Source organism: Marinomonas rhodophyticola, from assembly GCF_026113935.1.
GTDB lineage: Bacteria > Pseudomonadota > Gammaproteobacteria > Pseudomonadales > Marinomonadaceae > Marinomonas > Marinomonas rhodophyticola.
Map to the genome: position 1 here is coordinate 795436 of NZ_JAPEUL010000004.1, position 16651 is coordinate 812086.

The following is a 16651-nucleotide window of genomic DNA, read 5'->3' on the forward strand; positions in this document are numbered from 1 at the left end:
CTACTCCCTTTCTACAGCAATGATAAGGGGTTACAGGCGGAAGTCGTCGCCTAAATAAACCTTTTTTACCTGCTCATTATTGATAACAGTGTTGGCATCGCCTGACGCGATGATATAACCATTACCAACAATATACGCTTTATCACAAATATCTAAGGTCTCTCTGACGTTGTGATCGGTGATTAATACACCAATTCCGCTTTCTTGAAGGTGTTTAATGATCAGTTTAATGTCGCCAACTGAAATGGGATCGACGCCTGCGAACGGTTCATCAAGGAGGATGAATTTGGGGTTCATGGCAAGCGCTCTGGCTATCTCAACTCGGCGTCTTTCTCCACCAGATAGTGCCATGCCAAGATTGGTGCGTATATGATTGATATGGAATTCTTCTAATAGTTCCTCAAGTCTTTCCCATTGTTGGGCTTTGTTTAGCTCTTTGCGAGTTTCTAAAATAGCCAGAATGTTGTCTTCCACAGACATTTTTCTGAAAATTGAGGCTTCTTGTGGAAGGTAGCCAATGCCTTTTTGTGCACGTGTGTGCATAGCATCGTGAGTGATATCTTGACCATCGATAAAAATACCACCTGCATCATTGGCTACCATGCCAACAATCATATAAAAGCAAGTGGTCTTTCCCGCACCATTTGGCCCTAGTAGGCCTACTGCTTCACCAGATTCGACGGCAATAGACACATCCTTTACTACTTGCCGTTTTTTATAGCTTTTTGCTAAGTGTTTTGCTTCTAGTAATGCCATCTATTTCTTCGCCTCAGGTGCTTGTGGTTGCAAAGTCATATTGACGCGCCCAGAATCTTTTTTCTCAGCACTGAACGTGCCGTCATTGATCATGTACAGAATGTAATCCGCCGTAATAGAGTTTTGCATGCGGCTTAGGTAACCATCACCGATGATCTCTAGTTTTGATTCACTGGTCAAATAATGGATTTTAGCGCCTTTGCTGATGACGATATTACCACTCCAGTCAATTTGTTGGCTGAATTTGGCCGGCTTGCCTATTGCTTCTAAACTACTGAACTTTCTTGTATTTACGTTGGTCGAGACTTTGAGATATTGCGCTTGAATTTCAATAGTGCCTTGTTTAACAAACACGTTACCTTTGTAAATAGCTTCACCAGTAGTTTGGTTAAAAGAAGCCTCGTCAGCTTGGATTTCTAGGGGTTTATTTACGTCGTCAGGCAATGCGTAAGCGTGTTGGGCTATCATGACTGAGGTGATCAATAAGCCAATATTAGCGATTTGTTTCATATTTTCCTCTTACCGATCCTGTCATAACGACTTCTTCTGAATTGATGTAAGTAGTAATTTTGCCAGCAGAAGTGTCGCCTTGAGAAGAGATCAGGGTTGCATTCCCATAACTGGTTAATGATTGATCTTTGTCTAGGTAATGCACATTGTCTGCGCTAAGCTTTATGTCTTCAGATTGAAGATATTTTTTGGTAGCTCGAGCATTATCTGTTAATAGAATATCATTACTTCCATCTTCAATAACCCCTTTATCTGCTTTTGCGCTCCAAGAGCCTGACGCAGATTGACGTTCAACGCTGGGTTTTTCTAATAGCGTCCTGGACTTTGCTATGTAATGAAGCGTTTGTTCGGCATCTAAGGTTTCAATTAGATTGCCCTTATTGTCAAACTCTCTCACTTTCACTTCCGTAATGAAATAATCAGGCGAGCTTCTCAGAGAGTCTGTTTCAACCAGGTTTTGTGTCGGCATCGTCCCATACCAGAAGGTGAGAGCGAACAAAATGAGCGCAGCTCCACTTAAAAAGAGATTTCGTGCCGAAATGAATTTTGTCAAAAAAACATTACACCGAGCCGTTTGTGCTAATGATAAACAAATACACACCATATGACGCGACAAGGGGTAACCCTATCCAACGTGGAATACTGTTGTTTTTGCTTTTTTTGAAGACAAAGATAGCGATGGCAAGGGCGGCGGTTAGACCAAGAACCCAAGGGTAGTCTCGGCTAATAACGCTGGCGTCTACGAGTCCTGGTGCAATGAGCGCAGGCAATGGCAATACTGTGGCCAAGTTGAAAATATTTGAGCCAATAATATTACCAATGGCGATATCGTGATGGCCTTTTCTAACACTGCTTACAGAGGCTGCCAGTTCAGGTAGGCTCGTGCCTACAGCAACGATGGTGAGACCAATGACTAGTTCACTAACACCAAGAGCGGTCGCAATTCCTATTGCTCCCCACACCAGTAACTTAGAGCTACCAATGAGCACGGCTAGCCCGACTAGTGCGATAAGGAGAGATTTTCCCACAGGTGCGCCATCGTCTTCAGGTAATTCGCCTGCCAGTTCACTTTCAAGATCTTTATTACCCTTTAACAAAATAGTTAATATAACAACAAAGGCGGCCAGCAAAATGATACCGTCCCATAAATCGAGAGTTTGATCATAAAGCAAAGCCCCTGTAAGCAGTGTAATTGCTAGTACAAGGGGAACTTCTTTCTTAGCGAGGCCTTTTGCTATAGGGACGGCAGAGAACAAAAGAGTGATGCCAAAGACCAATGCAATGTTGGCGATGTTTGACCCTAGTACGTTACCGACTGCGATTTCTGGAGCGTTATCTAATGCTGCTATGGCTGAGACGACCATTTCTGGTGCCGATGTGCCAAATGCAACAAGTGTGATCCCTATGACCATGGGGTTGACATTCAATTTTTCGGCCACTAACGCAGAGTGTTCGATGAATTTATCCGAACTCATGATTAATAAAACGAGTCCTGCGATGAGGGCAACAGAGAATAGCAGCATGGTATTGAAATTACTCATAGATTTTAGGAGTTACCATTTAATGAGGTTTGACGTTCGAATTCAAGACTTGATCTAACAAACAAGGTGCATTTGATGGCGCCATGATTTTATTTATTGGAGTGCAGTGATAGTATCAGACGATATTTTACAGTGATAAAGGTGTGTCAGTGGTAGATGCTTATATAAGGGTCAATGATCTGAGTTTTTTAGGGGAGATCGTGCAATTTATGAAAACGTCTCCCTTACGATACCTAAAGGAAAAATCACAGCTGTCATGGGAGTCAGTGGAACGGGAAAAACCACCTTGTTGCGTTTGATTGCGGCACAGTTGGCACCAAATACAGGCACTATTTTTGTAGATGGTCAAAATATACACGCTTTGTCTCGTTCTGAGCTTTACAAAGTGCGTAAAAAAATGGGGATGTTATTTCAGAGTGGTGCATTGTTTACCGACATGTCTGTGGCTGAAAATGTGGCTTTTCCCATGGAGGAGCATACGAAGCTGAGCGTGAAAGAGATTGCGGCTATTGTTTCCGATAAGCTGCACAGCGTTGGTCTTCGGGGCGCTGCGAAAATGATGCCGGCAGAATTGTCGGGAGGTATGGCTAGACGTGTTGCATTGGCCAGAGCGATTGCATTAGATCCAGAGCTGGTTATGTATGATGAGCCATTTACAGGACAAGATCCAATATCCAAAGGGGTCTTGGTGAAGTTAATTCGCCAGCTTAATGATTCCGCGAAGATTACCTCTGTTTTGGTTTCACATGACGTAAAAGAGTCACTTTCCATTGCTGACCATGTGTGTATTTTGGCTGGTGGGCGTGTGATTGCCGAAGGTTCCGCTGATGAAATTCGTGCTTCTGAAGATCCTCAAGTGCGTCAGTTTCTAAATGGTGAGCCGGATGGGCCTGTGCCATTTCATTATCCAGAAGATAATAATGTTGACGATATTGGTGAGAACGACAGCCTTATATCTGTTGCTAGTAAGTCTAATAAAGATGGAGCGGTACAGTGAAAGCGATTATTTCTTTGGGGGCGTGGCTTTTTAATTGGCTTGAAGCTGTCGGACGCGCTGGCATTTTTTGGTGCAAAGTGTTTGTCGTTTACCTGTTCGGTTTGGCGAGTCCGTTAATCTGCTTGTGAAACAACTTTATTCAGTTGGTGTGTTGTCCCTCGTGATTATTCTTGTTTCGGGGGCGTTTATTGGTATGGTGCTGTCACTGCAAGGTTACAGTATTTTAGCCAAATTTGGCTCTGAAGAGGCGGTGGGGCAGTTGTTGGCCTTGTCACTATTACGAGAGCTTTCACCTGTTGTGACAGCGCTTTTGTTTGCTGGTCGGGCTGGCTCCTCTTTGACCGCTGAGATTGGCTTAATGAAAGCCACTGAACAGTTATCCAGTTATGAAATGATGGGAGTTGACCCGCTTCGGCGAGTGATTGCGCCACGATTTATTGCTGGTGTTATTTGTTTGCCATTGTTGAGTTTGATTTTTTCTGCTTCTGGGATTCTGGGTGGGCAGTTGGTTTCAGTTGGTTGGTTAGGTGTTTATGATGGCGCGTTTTGGTCATCAATGCAGCAATCCGTGCATTTTGACACTGATATCATGAATGGTGTGATTAAGGCGGTGTGTTTTGCTGTCGTTGTGACTTGGATCGCAGTTTATCAGGGGTATGAATGTGTGCCTACTTCTGAGGGGATTGGTAAAGCGACCACTCGTACTGTGGTTCTAAGTTCATTGGCTATTTTGGCGTTAGATTTTGTATTGACCGCTGCTATGTTTGGAGATTTTAGGATGAGAAGTAAGCGAGCTGAGTTATTGGTTGGGTGTTTTATTGTGCTGGGTGTTGCTGCCCTTGTCTATTTGGCAGTGCAAGTGAGTGGTTTGGCTTTTTCCAGTAAGAAAGACACTTATCAAGTGGTTGCGAGATTTGATGACATTGCTGGCTTAACAAGTCGAGCGAAAGTATCTATATCCGGTGTAACGGTGGGCAGTGTTGAGTCCATTACGTTTGATAAAGATTTGTATATGGCGTTGGTGACGATGAATATCCATTCTGATGTTAATAATATTCCCACGGATAGTTCAATTGCAGTATTAACCAGCGGTTTGTTGGGTGAGAAGTATCTGGGGATATCGATTGGTGCGGACGATGAAATGCTGAAAAATGGCAGTGAAATATACGATACGCAATCTGCACTTGTTTTGGAAACCTTGATTAGTCAGTTTTTGTTTAAAGCTGGTGACTCGGAGAAGTAAGATATGTCTAGAATTTTGATGAGTTTTTTGCTTGCTTTTACCATGCTGAGACCTCAAGTTTAGTCTGGTCTAATGTGGATGGTGCAAGGGATGCCGTTATTAATGTGGTGGATGCTTTTCGTAAGGATATTGTCGCTGAAAAAACTGTTTTAGCTTCAAATCCCGCTCTGCTTGAGCAGCGTGTCAACGCTATTCTTGAAGATGTTGTGGATTTTGATGATTTTTCAAAGAAAGTAATGGGAAAGTATTATCGCAGGGCGACGGCTGAGCAAAGAGTTCGTTTTGCTACTGTCACTAAAGATACCTTATTGAAAACGTATGGTGCCTCTCTTCTTGAGCTTGATGCAAATCGTATCAATGTTTTGCCACTGGGTCCTCAAGGTCAAGGGCGTGAAACGAAAGTCGATGTGGATTTCCAAATGGAAGCTGGTGGTATGTTGAATATTAGTTTCTATATGGAGCAGTCCAAGGCGAATAAATGGATGCTTAGTAATGTCGTTATTAATAATATTAATTTTGGTTTAACTTTTCGCAAGCAGTTTGCGGTGATGATGGAACAAAATAGAAACGATATTGATGCGGCTATTTCTGCTTGGCGTGACTCTTTGGCGAAAAAGTCTTAACGATTATCGTTGTTTGTTTTTTGTTCTCTAAGGATCCGAATTCATTATATGAGTTCGGATTTTTTTGGTTTTTTTGTCTGGTATTGTCAGTCTGGATTAAAATCTTGGAAAACAAGTGGTTTTTTATTCAGAGTTAGGCATCTGGGTGTTAAGTAGTTGGCTGTACTCATGTAGAATAGTGCGATCAAGTATCTTTATCTATTGGAGCGACTGTGAACGCAGGTGAAGTTAAAGCACTTTTAGAATCCTCTATTCCTAACTGTGAAGTGGTTGCAGAAGGGGAAGGTTGTAATTTCCAAGTGGTTGTAGTGACAAGTGAATTTGAGGGCCTGTCAACAGTGAAGAGGCAGCAGCTTGTATACTCACACCTTCAAAAGGCTATATCCAGTGGCGCCATTCATGCCGTTACAATGAAAACCTATACGCCAGAACAAATAAGCAAGCTATAAATGCGATTATAAGAGATTAAATATATGGATAAGCTTCTGATTACCGGTGGTACTCGGCTTAATGGTGTTGTTCGTGCTTCCGGTGCGAAAAACGCTGCGTTGCCTATTTTAGCGGCAACTTTGTTAACAAAAGAACTAATTACAATTAAAAATCTTCCTCATTTACATGATATTACCACCATGCTTGAACTGCTTGGTTCTATGGGCTGTGGTGTGGTTGTTGATGAAAAAATGAGTGTGCAGTTAGATGTTTCTACACTCAATAACTGTGAAGCACCATATGACCTCGTTAAAACGATGCGAGCTTCTATTTTGGTCCTTGGGCCATTAGTAAGTCATTTTGGTAAAGCGGTTGTTTCTCTTCCTGGCGGATGTGCCATTGGTAGTCGTCCGGTTGACCTTCATCTTCGTGGTTTAGAAGCAATGGGGGCGAAAATTTCGGTTGAAGGTGGCGATATCATTGCAAGCGTAGATGGTCGCCTTAAAGGTGCGCGTATCTTCTTTGATAAGGTGACAGTTACTGGGACCGAGAACTTGTTGATGGCTGCGACCTTGGCAGATGGAAAAACGATTTTAGAAAACGCAGCGCGTGAGCCTGAAGTGGTTGATTTGGCTGAGTGTTTGATTTCTATGGGAGCCAAGATTAAGGGGCATGGTACAGATACTATTACTATTGAAGGCGTTGAGTCCTTACATGGTACTACTTATCCTGTTATGCCTGATCGTATTGAAACAGGGACTTTTTTAGTCGCTGCGGCTATTACTGGCGGTAAAGTAAGAGTGATTGATACGAATGTAAAATCTCTTGAGGCAGTGCTGTCTAAATTGGAAGAAGCCGGCGCAAAAGTGACTTGCGGTGATAACTGGATAGAAGTGGATATGGAGGGACGCCGTCCTGATGCTGTTAATATCAGCACTGCACCTTACCCAGCGTTTCCAACGGATATGCAAGCGCAGTTTGTTGCGTTGAACTCTATTGCTAACGGTGTTGGTCGAGTCATCGAAAATATTTTTGAAAACCGCTTCATGCATGTCGATGAGATGCTTCGTATGGGGGCAGACATTGAAGTGAGTGGTAATACAGCGATTGTTCGTGGTTGTGAGCGTTTGAAAGGTGCTCCGGTCATGGCGACAGATTTGCGTGCATCCGCTAGTTTGGTGCTTTCGGCTTTGGTTGCTGAGGGCGATACGAAAATTGATCGTATTTACCATATTGATCGTGGTTACGAGTGCATCGAAGAGAAATTCGGAGCATTAGGTGCGAAAATTTCACGAGTTTTAAATTAATATGAGCAGAACATTAACGATTGCTCTGTCGAAAGGGCGTATTCTTGGCGAGACTTTACCTCTTTTAGAAAAAGCGAATATTGTTCCAATTGAAGACATTAGCAAAAGTCGTAAGCTGATTTTTGATACCAATCATGAGCATATTAAGTTGGTGATTCTGCGTGCAACGGACGTGCCGACTTATGTTGACCATGGCGTGGCGGATTTTGGTGTTGCTGGTAAAGATGTGTTAATGGAAGCATCCACTAAAAACCTTTATGAGCTTCTGGATCTTAAAATAGCCAAATGTCGCTTGATGACCGCCGGTGTGGTGGGGCAGCCGCTGCCAAATAGGCGTTTGAAAGTCGCTTCTAAGTTTATTAAAACAGCGAAGGCGTATTTTGCCGAACAAGGTATTCAGGCTGATGTCATTAAGCTTTATGGTGCCATGGAGTTAGCGCCTATCATGGGGTTAGCTGACCTGATTGTTGATATTGTTGATACGGGTAATACACTAAAAGCCAATGGTCTAGAGGCGCGAGAACTGATTGCGCCGATTAGCACGCGTTTAGTGGTCAATAAAGCGGCTTATAAAACTAAGTACGCTGAAATTGAGCCTATTTTAGAAATGATACGACGTGCGGTTGACGATAACGAGGGTAAATAATTGAATCTTAATATTCGAGCGTTTTCTTCTAGCTCTGATGGTTTTCGCTCTGAGCTAGAATCTTTGCTGGCATGGGACTCTGTTTCCGATGCCGGTGTGCAGAAAGCCGTTGCTGATATTGTTGAGCAAGTACGCCTTAACGGCGACCAGGCCGTTATTGAGTTTACCAATCGATTTGACCGTCGAAATGTTGCGTCCTCTTCTGAGCTTGAAATAACACGTGAAGAATTGGCTCTGGCGAAAGGTCGAGTCAGTGCTGAGCTTGTGACTAGCTTAGAGGCGGCCGCCAAACGTGTACATGATTATCATGAGCGCCAAAAGCAACCTTCTTGGCAGTATCAAGAAAATGACGGTACGGTGCTTGGTCAAAAAGTGACGCCTTTAGATCGTGTTGGTGTGTATGTGCCAGGCGGCAAAGCAGCGTATCCTTCTTCTGTATTGATGAATGTTATGCCTGCAAAAGTAGCTGGTGTTGGTGAAATTATCATGGTGGTTCCAACGCCTGATGGTTTAGTGAATGATATCGTTTTGGCGGCGGCTTACATTGCGGGTGTTGATCGTGTATTCACTATAGGCGGTGCTCAGGCAGTGGCTGCTTTGGCGTACGGAACAGCCACTATTCCCAAAGTCGATAAAATTGTTGGTCCGGGTAATATTTATGTGGCCACCGCGAAGAAAATGGTTTTTGGTGTTGTTGGTATAGATATGATCGCTGGGCCTTCCGAAATTTTGGTTGTTTGCGATGGTAAGACAGATCCAGATTGGATCGCTATGGATTTATTTTCTCAAGCTGAGCACGACGAAGATGCCCAATCTATTTTAATCTCTCCTGACATGGCTTTTCTAAAAGAAGTAAAAGCGTCAATGGAGCGCTTGATTGAGACTCAGAGTCGCAAAGACATTATTAAGGCTTCATTAGAGGGGCGCGGTGCTTTCATTCATGTTGAAAATATGGATGAAGCGATGGATATTGCCAATATTGTTGCTGCTGAGCATCTTGAGTTGTCGATTGATGAACCCGAAAAATGGGTAGAGAAAATTCGTCATGCTGGTGCGATTTTTATGGGGCGCCATACACCAGAAGCGCTAGGTGACTACTGTGCTGGGCCGAATCATGTTTTACCAACGTCTGGTACAGCAAGATTCTCATCTCCTTTGGGGGTGTATGACTTCCAAAAGCGTAGTTCATTGATTTATTGTTCACCTGAAGGTGCAAGTGCACTGGCAAAAATAGCATCACCCTTAGCGCGAGGCGAATCATTAGAGGCGCATGCTATGTCGGCTGAATATCGTATTCTGAAGAGCTTGTAATGGTAGGCGGTTCATCACATCCGACAGCGCTTTATAAACTTAGAAGAGTAACTCGTGTTACTGCGTTGGTTATTTTGCTTTTGGTGGTAGTGGGTTTTTTTATGCCGACTGACTACCGTGTGGAGCGTGGTGTTTTTATACAGGCTCCAAAGGCAACGGTTTATAAAGACATGCTGCATGGGGACTATTTGGCAGAATGGATGTTTATCCAAGATGGTCAGTTGGAAGTATTTGATGGCGTTTTAGAGGAGGGCGACTCAGTTGCCTTAATCTACGATAAAACAAGTGATCAAGGTGTTTTGTCGATAGTGTCGTCCTCTGAGTCTGTTATTCGTTTCGACGTTCGCCCTAAGCCCAATGTGAATCTTGTTCATAATCAAATTATGTTATCTGATGTGGACGGTGGTACTTTGGTGAATTGGGTGATTGATGGTGATCTTAGTGCTGGGTTGTTGAGTCCTTATCTTGCTTTGTTTGCTAATGACATTGCAGGCAATAACTTCGAGCGTAGTTTGAATCAATTAAAAGTGCTGATTGAGCGTCAACACTAATAATTGATTCTTTGCATGGTAGGCTGCTTTTCTAGCGTGATATTGGTTTGGTAGGATTGTAGCCCTCTAATGCCCACTAAGGATATGTGTGTTCCTGGCTTCAGAGATGCGATAAAGCGTCTGATTTGAAATGGATCTTCGCTTGGTGTGTTGTTTATTTCTAGTATGATGTCGCCAACTTCAATGCCTGCTTTTTCTGCAGGACTCTCTTTCGTAATGTCGTTTACAAGAAGGCCATGATTGGATGGTAGGGATAAATTGTCAGCCAGTAAAGGGGTGATTTTTTGTGCCTCCATTCCTAAATAGCCTCTTATGACTTCTCCGTATTTTATTATGTCGGTCATGACTTCCATGGCGTCATCGACCGAGGTTGCAAAGCCAATTCCTTGAGATCCACCAGAGCTTGAGTAAATGGCTGAACTGATGCCAATGAGACTCGCCTTTTAAGTTGACTAAAGCGCCACCGGAGTTGCCTGGGTTAATGGCTGCGTCTGTTTGTAAGAAATTTTCATAGGTATTAAGGCCTATGCTGTTACGGCCTTTGGCGCTAATGATTCCGGCTGTTACGGTTTGTCCTATTCCAAAAGGATTACCGATAGCTAGGATGCGATCTCCTACTGATACCTTGCTACTGTCTCCCATTTTAATGCTTGGTAGGTTGAGGTGTGGTATTTTTAAAACTGCCAGATCAGTTGATGGGTCTGAGCCGATGAGTTGTGCTTCGATACGTCGATCGTCGTGTAGGGCGATAACAATGCTTTGGGCGTTTTGAATCACATGATGGTTGGTGAGAATAAAGCCATCTTTTGTGACGATTACACCTGAACCTAAATTAATGCTATGTTTTGCTGTGTCTAAGTCATTAAGTCCTTTCTGTTGGATCACTTGAGTGTAAATATTAACCACTGATGGTGTGGCTATTTGCACGGGAGTGGAATAGCTAGCATTCGTTGCTTTGTGCTTTTCTTGTATTAAGAGAACCGTTAAGCCTATGCATGTGCCAGCAAGTGCAGAAAAGATGAGGGGTGACCAAACGTTTTTTTGATTCATAAAATATAAGGGGTTATTTTGCTACGCAGTGAATTTGATAGTCTACTTGATAAGACATTATGTCCCAATCGTTTTAAAGATTATGCGCCCAATGGTTTGCAGGTGGAAGGGAAAAAAGAGATTCAACGTGTTGTTACTGGCGTTACAGCGAGCCAAGCGTTAATCGATGCCGCAATTGATTATAAGGCAGATGCGATCTTTGTTCACCATGGGTATTTTTGGAAAAATGAAGATCCTCGTGTGATTGGCATGAAGTATCGTCGCCTTGCCGCCTTGATAAAGAACGACATAAATCTATATGGGTATCACTTGCCATTGGATGCGCATCCAACGTTAGGGAATAATGCTGGATTGGCGGATGCTCTTGGGCTTTTAAACCGATCTGGGTTGCAAGCTGGGGTTGCTATTGAGGACTCTATTGGTGTGGTTGGTGAATTAAGCGAACCAGTTTCGCCATCAGTATTTCGTCAAAAAATAGAGTCGGCAGTAGGGCGTGACGTATTGTTTGAATGCGTCAATGACCATTTGATACATCGGGTTGCACTTTGCACGGGTGGCGCTCAAGGTTATATTGAGCAGGCAGTCGCGTCAGGTGCGGATGTCTATATTACGGGTGAAGTTTCTGAGCAGACAATTCATATAGCTCGTGAAATGGGAATTCATTTTGTGGCAGCTGGGCATCATGCTACGGAGCGTTTTGGTGCGAAATCAATGGCAGATTTTCTTGTTCAAGAATGTGGGCTGGATGCTGTGTTTATTGATATTGATAATCCGGCTTGATCTATGGTCGGAAATAAAAAAACGGGCTATTCATGGCCCGTTTTCTCGTTTAAATGGTGCGTTTTGGTTCTAGGTCTTGTGCTCTGCCTTCTAGGCCGAAGTTTTCGCTTAACATGCCAGGCTCTTTTCCATGTTTTAGGGCGTAATCCCTTGGAGGTTCTACTGAATCTGAAAACTCAGACGTTTGGTTTTGTTCTCCTATTGCGCTGGATTCAACAGGAATGTTGCTCAATTGACTAGCGTTTTCTGCTAGGCAGTTGCGTAATTCTGCTAATCGTTTTTCAACGGAAATGAGGTGTTGGTTGCTGTCAGTGAAAAAATTATCAATGATGACTTGTTTGCTGTCTAATTCCTGCTGCAATGTCTTCATAGTGATGATGTTTGAGCTTGAGTCCGTTTTATTGCGGTTGTTTTTCGCAATGTAACCTTTAAGAGCAAGTGTGGCGACACAGCCAATAATAATACCAGTGATAAAGATAATAATGTTAAATTCTTCTAAGTTCATGACTTTCTCCAAAAAACAGATAATCCATTATAGCGAAACACCCCTTACGATAACAGCTTGATAGGTGTTGTTTAAGATGCAATTTGTTAGAATAGATATAATTCACTTATTCTAATGAAAGAGCGGCGATGACACCCATTACACGTTATAAGCAAGATTTAACAAGAGCAGACTTTAATTATGACCCAGCGCAAGAGGAAGCAGTAGAAGCGCTTCAAGATTTATTTGATCGCTTGGTTGCAAGCCAATCAGAGGCATCCTCTACTGGTTTTCTAGGGCGTCTTTTGAAAAAGAAAGCGCCTGCGGTGGAGCAAGGGCTTTATTTTTGGGGGGAGTAGGCCGAGGCAAGACCTACTTAATGGATACTTTTTTTGATTGTTTGCCGACGGAAAAGAAAATGCGTCTGCATTTTCATCGTTTCATGCAGATGGTGCATCAAGAATTGCGCAAATTGCACGATGTAAAAAATCCACTTGAGATTGTCGGTAAAGAAATTTCGTCGAAAGCTCAAGTGTTATGTTTTGATGAGTTTTTTGTGACTGATATTACAGACGCGATGATTTTAGCCGGTTTGCTTGATGTGTTGTTTAAGAATGGTACGACGTTAGTGGCAACGTCTAACATAGAGCCAGATGGTTTGTATAAAAATGGTTTGCAACGTGCGCGCTTTTTGCCTGCCATTGATCTAGTAAAGAAACACACCAAAGTGATGAATGTTGATGGGGGTAGATTACCGCTTGCGTACTTTAAAACAAGCTAAGTTGTATCACTTCCCACTAAGCGAGATGGCGAATAAAGAGCCTCAATGATCGTTTTATGAGCTTGATCTCTGATGCTTCCCATATTGTTGAGGGGGGCGCGGTTGAAATCGAAGGACGAAACATCCCGTTATTGCGTAGCTGTGAAGGGATGGCATGGTTTGATATTAAAGCGCTGTGTGACGGTCCAAGAAGTCAAATTGACTATATTGAGATTGCGCGTTTGTATAGCACAGTGATTATTTCCAATTTACCGCAAATGGATGCATCACGAGATGACTTGGCGAGACGTTTCATTAACTTGGTGGATGAGTTCTATGATCGTCATGTTAAGGTAATTTTTAGCGCTGAAGTGGCTATTCCAGATATCTACACGGGCACTAGATTGGCGTTCGAATACGACCGTACAGTAAGTCGACTATTAGAAATGCAATCAGAAGAGTATTTGTCTTTAGAGCACCGCCCATAATCTTCTTATGGCTTTCATATTTGGTTGTGTTGGTGTATACTTCGCCTCGCCTTTTTAAAGGTAAGTGTACGTTGATCAGATAGTATTTATTTGGCCAACCAATAATAATAGGTATAGCGTGCTATTAAGCTCGCGTATTGAAAGGGTTTTTTGATGAAAACTTTTACAGCTAAACCTGCTGAAGTTCGCCGCGACTGGTTCGTGGTTGATGCTGAAGGCAAAACTCTAGGCCGCTTGGCTACTGAAATTGCTCGCCGTCTACGTGGCAAGCATAAAGCTGAATACACTCCACACGTTGACACTGGCGATTACATCGTTGTTATTAACGCTGAGAAAATTCACGTTACAGGTAACAAAGCAGCTGCTAAACAATACTACCGCCATACTGGTTACCCAGGCGGCTTGCGTTCTATGAATTTCGAGAAGTTGATTGATCACGCTCCTGAGCGCGTTCTTGAAATCGCCGTAAAAGGTATGTTGCCAAAAGGTCCTTTGGGCCGTGCAATGCACAAGAAAATGAAAGTGTACGCTGGTACTGAGCATCCACATACTGCTCAACAACCTCAAGCCCTTAACATTTAATACGGAAGATCATTATGTCAGCTACTCAATACTACGGTACAGGTCGTCGTAAAACGTCTACCGCTCGTGTGTTCCTTAAAGCGGGTTCTGGTAACTTAGTTATCAACAACCGTACTCTTTCTCAGTACTTCGGTCGTGAAACGGCTCAGATGGTTGTTCGTCAACCTCTTGAACTTGTTGGTGCTACTGAAAAATTTGACGTTTATATCACTGTTAAAGGTGGTGGTATCTCTGGTCAAGCTGGTGCGATCCGTCACGGTATCACACGTGCTTTGATGCAATATGATGAGACTCTACGTCGTACTCTACGTTCTGCAGGATTCGTTACTCGCGACTCTCGTGAAGTTGAACGTAAGAAAGTTGGTCTACGCAAAGCACGTCGTCGTCCTCAGTTCTCTAAGCGTTAATTTTCGCTTTGGAATTATTATCAAAACGCTTGGTGTTTCGCCAAGCGTTTTTTTTGTTTTAAATAAAGCGCATTATACTATTCTTGCAACAAAATCGTTTTTCTAAGAAAATTTTTCTGAAAATGATGTTAGAATAGCTTGGCTTTAAACTCCATGACTTCATGGTGGTATTCTGAACTTGCTGCGTATCGCTTAGTTTATTGGATGCACGATCGTTTATTCTAATAATGCTAGGCGCTAAGTTGAAGCCTTGTTTTGTAAAAGGTCCGTGGTAAAGTTTCATTAAAGATTTTTTGTGGTGGCGAAATCGTGTAATATTTTTGTTATTTTGCCATCATATTATAGTTTGTCCCCTCCTTTGAAGGGGACGTAGATGTTTTCAATATAGGGGTTAGACATGGGTGTTATTGCAAAGCGCTCCTCAATGACGTTCTTCTCTGATGGAGAAGATCATTACAGCCATCGAGTTCGTATTGTATTGGCTGAAAAAGCCGTCACAGTGGATATCATAGATGTAGACCCGTTTAACAAGCCGGACGAGTTAGCTGATGTTAATCCATATAATGAGTTGCCAGCTTTAGTCGATCGTGACTTGGTTCTTTATGAGCCAAACGTCATGATGGAATATTTGGATGAACGTTTTCCACATCCACCGTTATTGCCTGTATATCCTGTTGCTCGTGCTGAAAGTCGTTTGTTTATGTACCGCATTCAGCGTGACTGGGCAAAGTTAGTGGATTTGATTTTAACAAGCAAAGATAAAGAAGCGGTCGCAAAGGCTCAAAAAGAGCTACGTGAAGGTCTTCTGAACGTGACTCCTATTTTTGAAGAAAAGCCTTATTTCATGAGTGATGAGTTTACGATAGTTGATTGCTGTTTGGCTCCAATATTGTGGCGTTTACCTATATTAGGTGTAGAGATACCGAAAGATCAGGCAAGAGCGCTGTATAAATATATGGATCTCGTGTTCTCTCGTGAGTCTTTCCAAGAGAGTCTGTCCGAAGCAGAACAAGAAATGCGTTTAGACTAAATGTAGTCTCTGAAACGATCGTATCAAGTTACAAAAAAGGAGCTTATGGCTCCTTTTTTTACTAAATAGTTAATAGTTATTAGGTTGGAGGAAAAATGTTACCAAAAAGATCTTATTTATTAAATGCTGCATACGCTTGGGTGGCAGATAATGATATGACGCCTTACCTGTTGGTAGATGCAGAACAGAAAGATGTTGTTGTGCCCACAGAATTTGTAAAAGACGGTCAGATAGTGCTCAATATTGGTATGTCTGCTGTACGTCATTTGATTATGGATAAAGAGGCGGTTTCTTTTGAGGCTCGCTTTAGTGGTAAGCCGATGCAGGTTTATGTGCCTATGCGAGCGGCATTGGCCTTGTATGCGAAAGAGAATGGTGATGGCTTCGTTTTTCCGCACGAAGAATTTTTAGATGAACCGACGCCACCAACAACGCCAGAACCTAAAAAGGGTTTTCAGTTAAAAGTGGTTAAATAGAGTATCATGCGTATTCAATACGACAAAAAACAGCCGCTCAAGAGCGGCTTTTTTGTTATGGGTGGTCGTATCTTGATTGGTTCAGGTTAGTCGTCATAGCCAAAAAGTTGTCTCTCTAGAAGATCAACCAAGATGTGAATGACGCTCAGTTGACATTCATGAACTCTTGCTGTTCCAAGAAGGTTGATCTTTATCTCTGTATCATCCTGAGAGGTGAGTGACGAAACGTTTTAGCTTCTGGGCTGGTGAGCGCAACTATACTCATTTTTCGTTCATGGGCAGCTTGTATGGCTTGTATTATTGGTGATGTATTGCCGCGATTGGCTATAACGAACAATATGTCGCCTTGATTACCAAGTGCTGTTATTTGCTTGGAAAAAACATCGTGATAACTGTCATTGTGAGTAATGGCTAATAATGCCGCACCTTCACCGCTCAGGTTGATAGCGGGTAGACCCGGTCTTTCTCTGTCCATTCTATCTAGCATCAAGGTGCTGAAATACTGAGAAAGATGAGAGCCTGTGCTATTGCCTACGCAGATTACTTTTCCCCCAGAAGCTATGCTCGAAAAAATGACTTTGGCTGCATGTTCAATATAAGGCGGTAAACTTTCCAGTGCTTGTTGTTGTGCTTCAAAGCTCTGGGCAAATTGTGTGTAGATTGCTTCTTGAAAATCCATA

At 42.7% G+C, this 16651-nt stretch carries 22 protein-coding genes and 2 pseudogenes; 16 read left to right on the forward strand and 8 right to left on the reverse strand.

All coding sequences use genetic code 11. The annotated features are described in order from the left end of the window. Positions 1-30: 30 nt before the first annotated feature. The 4 genes from lptB to ONZ52_RS04715 form a co-directional block, all read right to left on the reverse strand. The gene (gene lptB, locus ONZ52_RS04700) at positions 31-756 is read right to left on the reverse strand and encodes an LPS export ABC transporter ATP-binding protein (protein ID WP_265217561.1); all 726 of its coding nucleotides are present in this window, start codon (positions 754-756) and stop codon (positions 31-33) included. Next, positions 757-1266 carry a lipopolysaccharide transport periplasmic protein LptA gene (gene lptA, locus ONZ52_RS04705; protein WP_265217562.1) on the reverse strand — a complete coding sequence of 170 codons (510 nt, stop codon included), beginning with the start codon at positions 1264-1266 and terminating at the stop codon, positions 757-759. It lies immediately after the preceding gene. After that, positions 1250-1735, reverse strand: coding sequence for an LPS export ABC transporter periplasmic protein LptC (gene lptC, locus ONZ52_RS04710; RefSeq protein ID WP_265217563.1), 486 nt, complete (start codon positions 1733-1735; stop codon positions 1250-1252). The genes lptA and lptC overlap by 17 nt, the downstream gene beginning before the upstream one ends. 91 nt (positions 1736-1826) lie before the next feature. Beyond that, positions 1827-2807, reverse strand: a complete 981-nt coding sequence (locus tag ONZ52_RS04715) for a calcium/sodium antiporter (protein ID WP_265217565.1) — start codon at positions 2805-2807, stop codon at positions 1827-1829. Positions 2808-3063: 256 nt separating this feature from the next. On the opposite strand from ONZ52_RS04715, the gene ONZ52_RS04720 reads away from it, so the two are divergent. From ONZ52_RS04720 to ONZ52_RS04760, 9 genes and pseudogenes are all read left to right on the forward strand, one after another. After that, positions 3064-3804 (forward strand): ABC transporter ATP-binding protein, encoded by a 741-nt coding sequence (locus ONZ52_RS04720; RefSeq protein ID WP_265217566.1) that lies wholly within the window; start codon positions 3064-3066, stop codon positions 3802-3804. Continuing rightward, positions 3801-4579, forward strand: a pseudogene (gene mlaE / locus ONZ52_RS04725) (lipid asymmetry maintenance ABC transporter permease subunit MlaE); the annotation flags it as partial. The gene ONZ52_RS04720 and the pseudogene mlaE, both read left to right, overlap by 4 nt. A 3-nt stretch (positions 4580-4582) precedes the next feature. After that, positions 4583-5047 carry an outer membrane lipid asymmetry maintenance protein MlaD gene (gene mlaD / locus ONZ52_RS04730; protein ID WP_111606032.1) on the forward strand — a complete coding sequence of 155 codons (465 nt, stop codon included), beginning with the start codon at positions 4583-4585 and terminating at the stop codon, positions 5045-5047. Between the two features lie 104 nt (positions 5048-5151). After that, positions 5152-5670, forward strand: a complete 519-nt coding sequence (locus ONZ52_RS04735; RefSeq protein ID WP_265217567.1) for an MlaC/ttg2D family ABC transporter substrate-binding protein — start codon at positions 5152-5154, stop codon at positions 5668-5670. Between the two features lie 212 nt (positions 5671-5882). Next, positions 5883-6119, forward strand: coding sequence for a BolA family protein (locus ONZ52_RS04740; protein WP_111606030.1), 237 nt, complete (start codon positions 5883-5885; stop codon positions 6117-6119). A gap of 24 nt (positions 6120-6143) precedes the next feature. Beyond that, positions 6144-7406 (forward strand): UDP-N-acetylglucosamine 1-carboxyvinyltransferase, encoded by a 1263-nt coding sequence (gene murA / locus ONZ52_RS04745; RefSeq protein ID WP_111606029.1) that lies wholly within the window; start codon positions 6144-6146, stop codon positions 7404-7406. 1 nt (position 7407) lies between these two features. After that, positions 7408-8052, forward strand: a complete 645-nt coding sequence (gene hisG, locus ONZ52_RS04750) for an ATP phosphoribosyltransferase (protein WP_111606028.1) — start codon at positions 7408-7410, stop codon at positions 8050-8052. Continuing rightward, positions 8053-9363 (forward strand): histidinol dehydrogenase, encoded by a 1311-nt coding sequence (gene hisD, locus ONZ52_RS04755; RefSeq protein WP_265217568.1) that lies wholly within the window; start codon positions 8053-8055, stop codon positions 9361-9363. Then, positions 9363-9914, forward strand: coding sequence for an SRPBCC family protein (locus ONZ52_RS04760; protein WP_265217569.1), 552 nt, complete (start codon positions 9363-9365; stop codon positions 9912-9914). The genes hisD and ONZ52_RS04760 overlap by 1 nt, the downstream gene beginning before the upstream one ends. Here ONZ52_RS04760 and ONZ52_RS04765 read toward each other — a convergent pair. Together ONZ52_RS04765 and ONZ52_RS04770 are read right to left on the reverse strand one after the other, a co-directional pair. Next, entirely contained in the window at positions 9911-10258 is a 348-nt protein-coding gene (locus ONZ52_RS04765; RefSeq protein ID WP_265217570.1) for a S1C family serine protease, read from the reverse strand. The genes ONZ52_RS04760 and ONZ52_RS04765 overlap by 4 nt on opposite strands. A gap of 13 nt (positions 10259-10271) precedes the next feature. Next, entirely contained in the window at positions 10272-10964 is a 693-nt protein-coding gene (locus ONZ52_RS04770) for a S1C family serine protease (protein WP_265217571.1), read from the reverse strand. Between the two features lie 18 nt (positions 10965-10982). On the opposite strand from ONZ52_RS04770, the gene ONZ52_RS04775 reads away from it, so the two are divergent. Beyond that, complete coding sequence (locus tag ONZ52_RS04775) at positions 10983-11744, forward strand: Nif3-like dinuclear metal center hexameric protein (protein ID WP_265217572.1); 762 nt, start codon at positions 10983-10985, stop codon at positions 11742-11744. Between the two features lie 49 nt (positions 11745-11793). On the opposite strand, the gene ONZ52_RS04780 is transcribed toward ONZ52_RS04775, so the two are convergent. Further along, positions 11794-12249, reverse strand: coding sequence for a ZapG family protein (locus ONZ52_RS04780; RefSeq protein WP_265217573.1), 456 nt, complete (start codon positions 12247-12249; stop codon positions 11794-11796). Positions 12250-12377: 128 nt separating this feature from the next. Here ONZ52_RS04780 and zapE (ONZ52_RS04785) point away from each other — a divergent pair. The 6 genes and pseudogenes from zapE (ONZ52_RS04785) to ONZ52_RS04810 all read left to right on the forward strand — a co-directional run bounded on the left by zapE (ONZ52_RS04785) (position 12378) and on the right by ONZ52_RS04810 (position 15971). Continuing rightward, a pseudogene (zapE, locus tag ONZ52_RS04785) lies at positions 12378-13009 on the forward strand (cell division protein ZapE). A 56-nt stretch (positions 13010-13065) separates the two neighbouring features. Then, a complete protein-coding gene (gene zapE / locus ONZ52_RS04790) occupies positions 13066-13476 on the forward strand; it encodes an AFG1/ZapE family ATPase (RefSeq protein ID WP_265217574.1) in 411 nt (136 codons plus the stop codon). Between the two features lie 153 nt (positions 13477-13629). Next, positions 13630-14058, forward strand: coding sequence for a 50S ribosomal protein L13 (rplM, locus tag ONZ52_RS04795; protein WP_111606021.1), 429 nt, complete (start codon positions 13630-13632; stop codon positions 14056-14058). Between the two features lie 14 nt (positions 14059-14072). Continuing rightward, positions 14073-14465: a 30S ribosomal protein S9 gene (rpsI, locus tag ONZ52_RS04800; RefSeq protein ID WP_072839866.1), complete on the forward strand. Its 393-nt coding sequence runs from the start codon at positions 14073-14075 to the stop codon at positions 14463-14465. Between the two features lie 397 nt (positions 14466-14862). Continuing rightward, positions 14863-15495 (forward strand): glutathione S-transferase N-terminal domain-containing protein, encoded by a 633-nt coding sequence (locus ONZ52_RS04805; protein WP_111606020.1) that lies wholly within the window; start codon positions 14863-14865, stop codon positions 15493-15495. Positions 15496-15590: 95 nt separating this feature from the next. Continuing rightward, complete coding sequence (locus ONZ52_RS04810; protein ID WP_265217576.1) at positions 15591-15971, forward strand: ClpXP protease specificity-enhancing factor; 381 nt, start codon at positions 15591-15593, stop codon at positions 15969-15971. Positions 15972-16161: 190 nt separating this feature from the next. Here ONZ52_RS04810 and ONZ52_RS04815 read toward each other — a convergent pair whose 3' ends face one another. Next, entirely contained in the window at positions 16162-16650 is a 489-nt protein-coding gene (locus tag ONZ52_RS04815) for an SIS domain-containing protein (protein ID WP_265217577.1), read from the reverse strand. Position 16651 lies beyond the last annotated feature (1 nt).

Bases quoted from the DNA above. Each gene is read 5' to 3' on its own strand.
- ONZ52_RS04780 (WP_265217573.1), bottom strand. From the start codon at position 12,249: ATGAACTTAGAAGAATTTAACATTATTATCTTTATCACTGGTATTATT.
- ONZ52_RS04715 (WP_265217565.1), bottom strand. From the start codon at position 2,807: ATGAGTAATTTCAATACCATGCTGCTATTCTCTGTTGCCCTCATCGCA.
- lptC (WP_265217563.1), bottom strand. From the start codon at position 1,735: ATGCCGACACAAAACCTGGTTGAAACAGACTCTCTGAGAAGCTCGCCT.
- zapE (WP_265217574.1), top strand. From the start codon at position 13,066: ATGAGCTTGATCTCTGATGCTTCCCATATTGTTGAGGGGGGCGCGGTT.
- ONZ52_RS04760 (WP_265217569.1), top strand. From the start codon at position 9,363: ATGGTAGGCGGTTCATCACATCCGACAGCGCTTTATAAACTTAGAAGA.
- lptA (WP_265217562.1), bottom strand. From the start codon at position 1,266: ATGAAACAAATCGCTAATATTGGCTTATTGATCACCTCAGTCATGATA.
- ONZ52_RS04720 (WP_265217566.1), top strand. From the start codon at position 3,064: ATGGGAGTCAGTGGAACGGGAAAAACCACCTTGTTGCGTTTGATTGCG.
- ONZ52_RS04810 (WP_265217576.1), top strand. From the start codon at position 15,591: ATGTTACCAAAAAGATCTTATTTATTAAATGCTGCATACGCTTGGGTG.
- rplM (WP_111606021.1), top strand. From the start codon at position 13,630: ATGAAAACTTTTACAGCTAAACCTGCTGAAGTTCGCCGCGACTGGTTC.
- ONZ52_RS04765 (WP_265217570.1), bottom strand. From the start codon at position 10,258: ATGACCGACATAATAAAATACGGAGAAGTCATAAGAGGCTATTTAGGA.
- lptB (WP_265217561.1), bottom strand. From the start codon at position 756: ATGGCATTACTAGAAGCAAAACACTTAGCAAAAAGCTATAAAAAACGG.
- ONZ52_RS04805 (WP_111606020.1), top strand. From the start codon at position 14,863: ATGGGTGTTATTGCAAAGCGCTCCTCAATGACGTTCTTCTCTGATGGA.
- ONZ52_RS04770 (WP_265217571.1), bottom strand. From the start codon at position 10,964: ATGAATCAAAAAAACGTTTGGTCACCCCTCATCTTTTCTGCACTTGCT.
- rpsI (WP_072839866.1), top strand. From the start codon at position 14,073: ATGTCAGCTACTCAATACTACGGTACAGGTCGTCGTAAAACGTCTACC.
- ONZ52_RS04815 (WP_265217577.1), bottom strand. From the start codon at position 16,650: ATGGATTTTCAAGAAGCAATCTACACACAATTTGCCCAGAGCTTTGAA.
- hisG (WP_111606028.1), top strand. From the start codon at position 7,408: ATGAGCAGAACATTAACGATTGCTCTGTCGAAAGGGCGTATTCTTGGC.
- mlaD (WP_111606032.1), top strand. From the start codon at position 4,583: ATGAGAAGTAAGCGAGCTGAGTTATTGGTTGGGTGTTTTATTGTGCTG.
- murA (WP_111606029.1), top strand. From the start codon at position 6,144: ATGGATAAGCTTCTGATTACCGGTGGTACTCGGCTTAATGGTGTTGTT.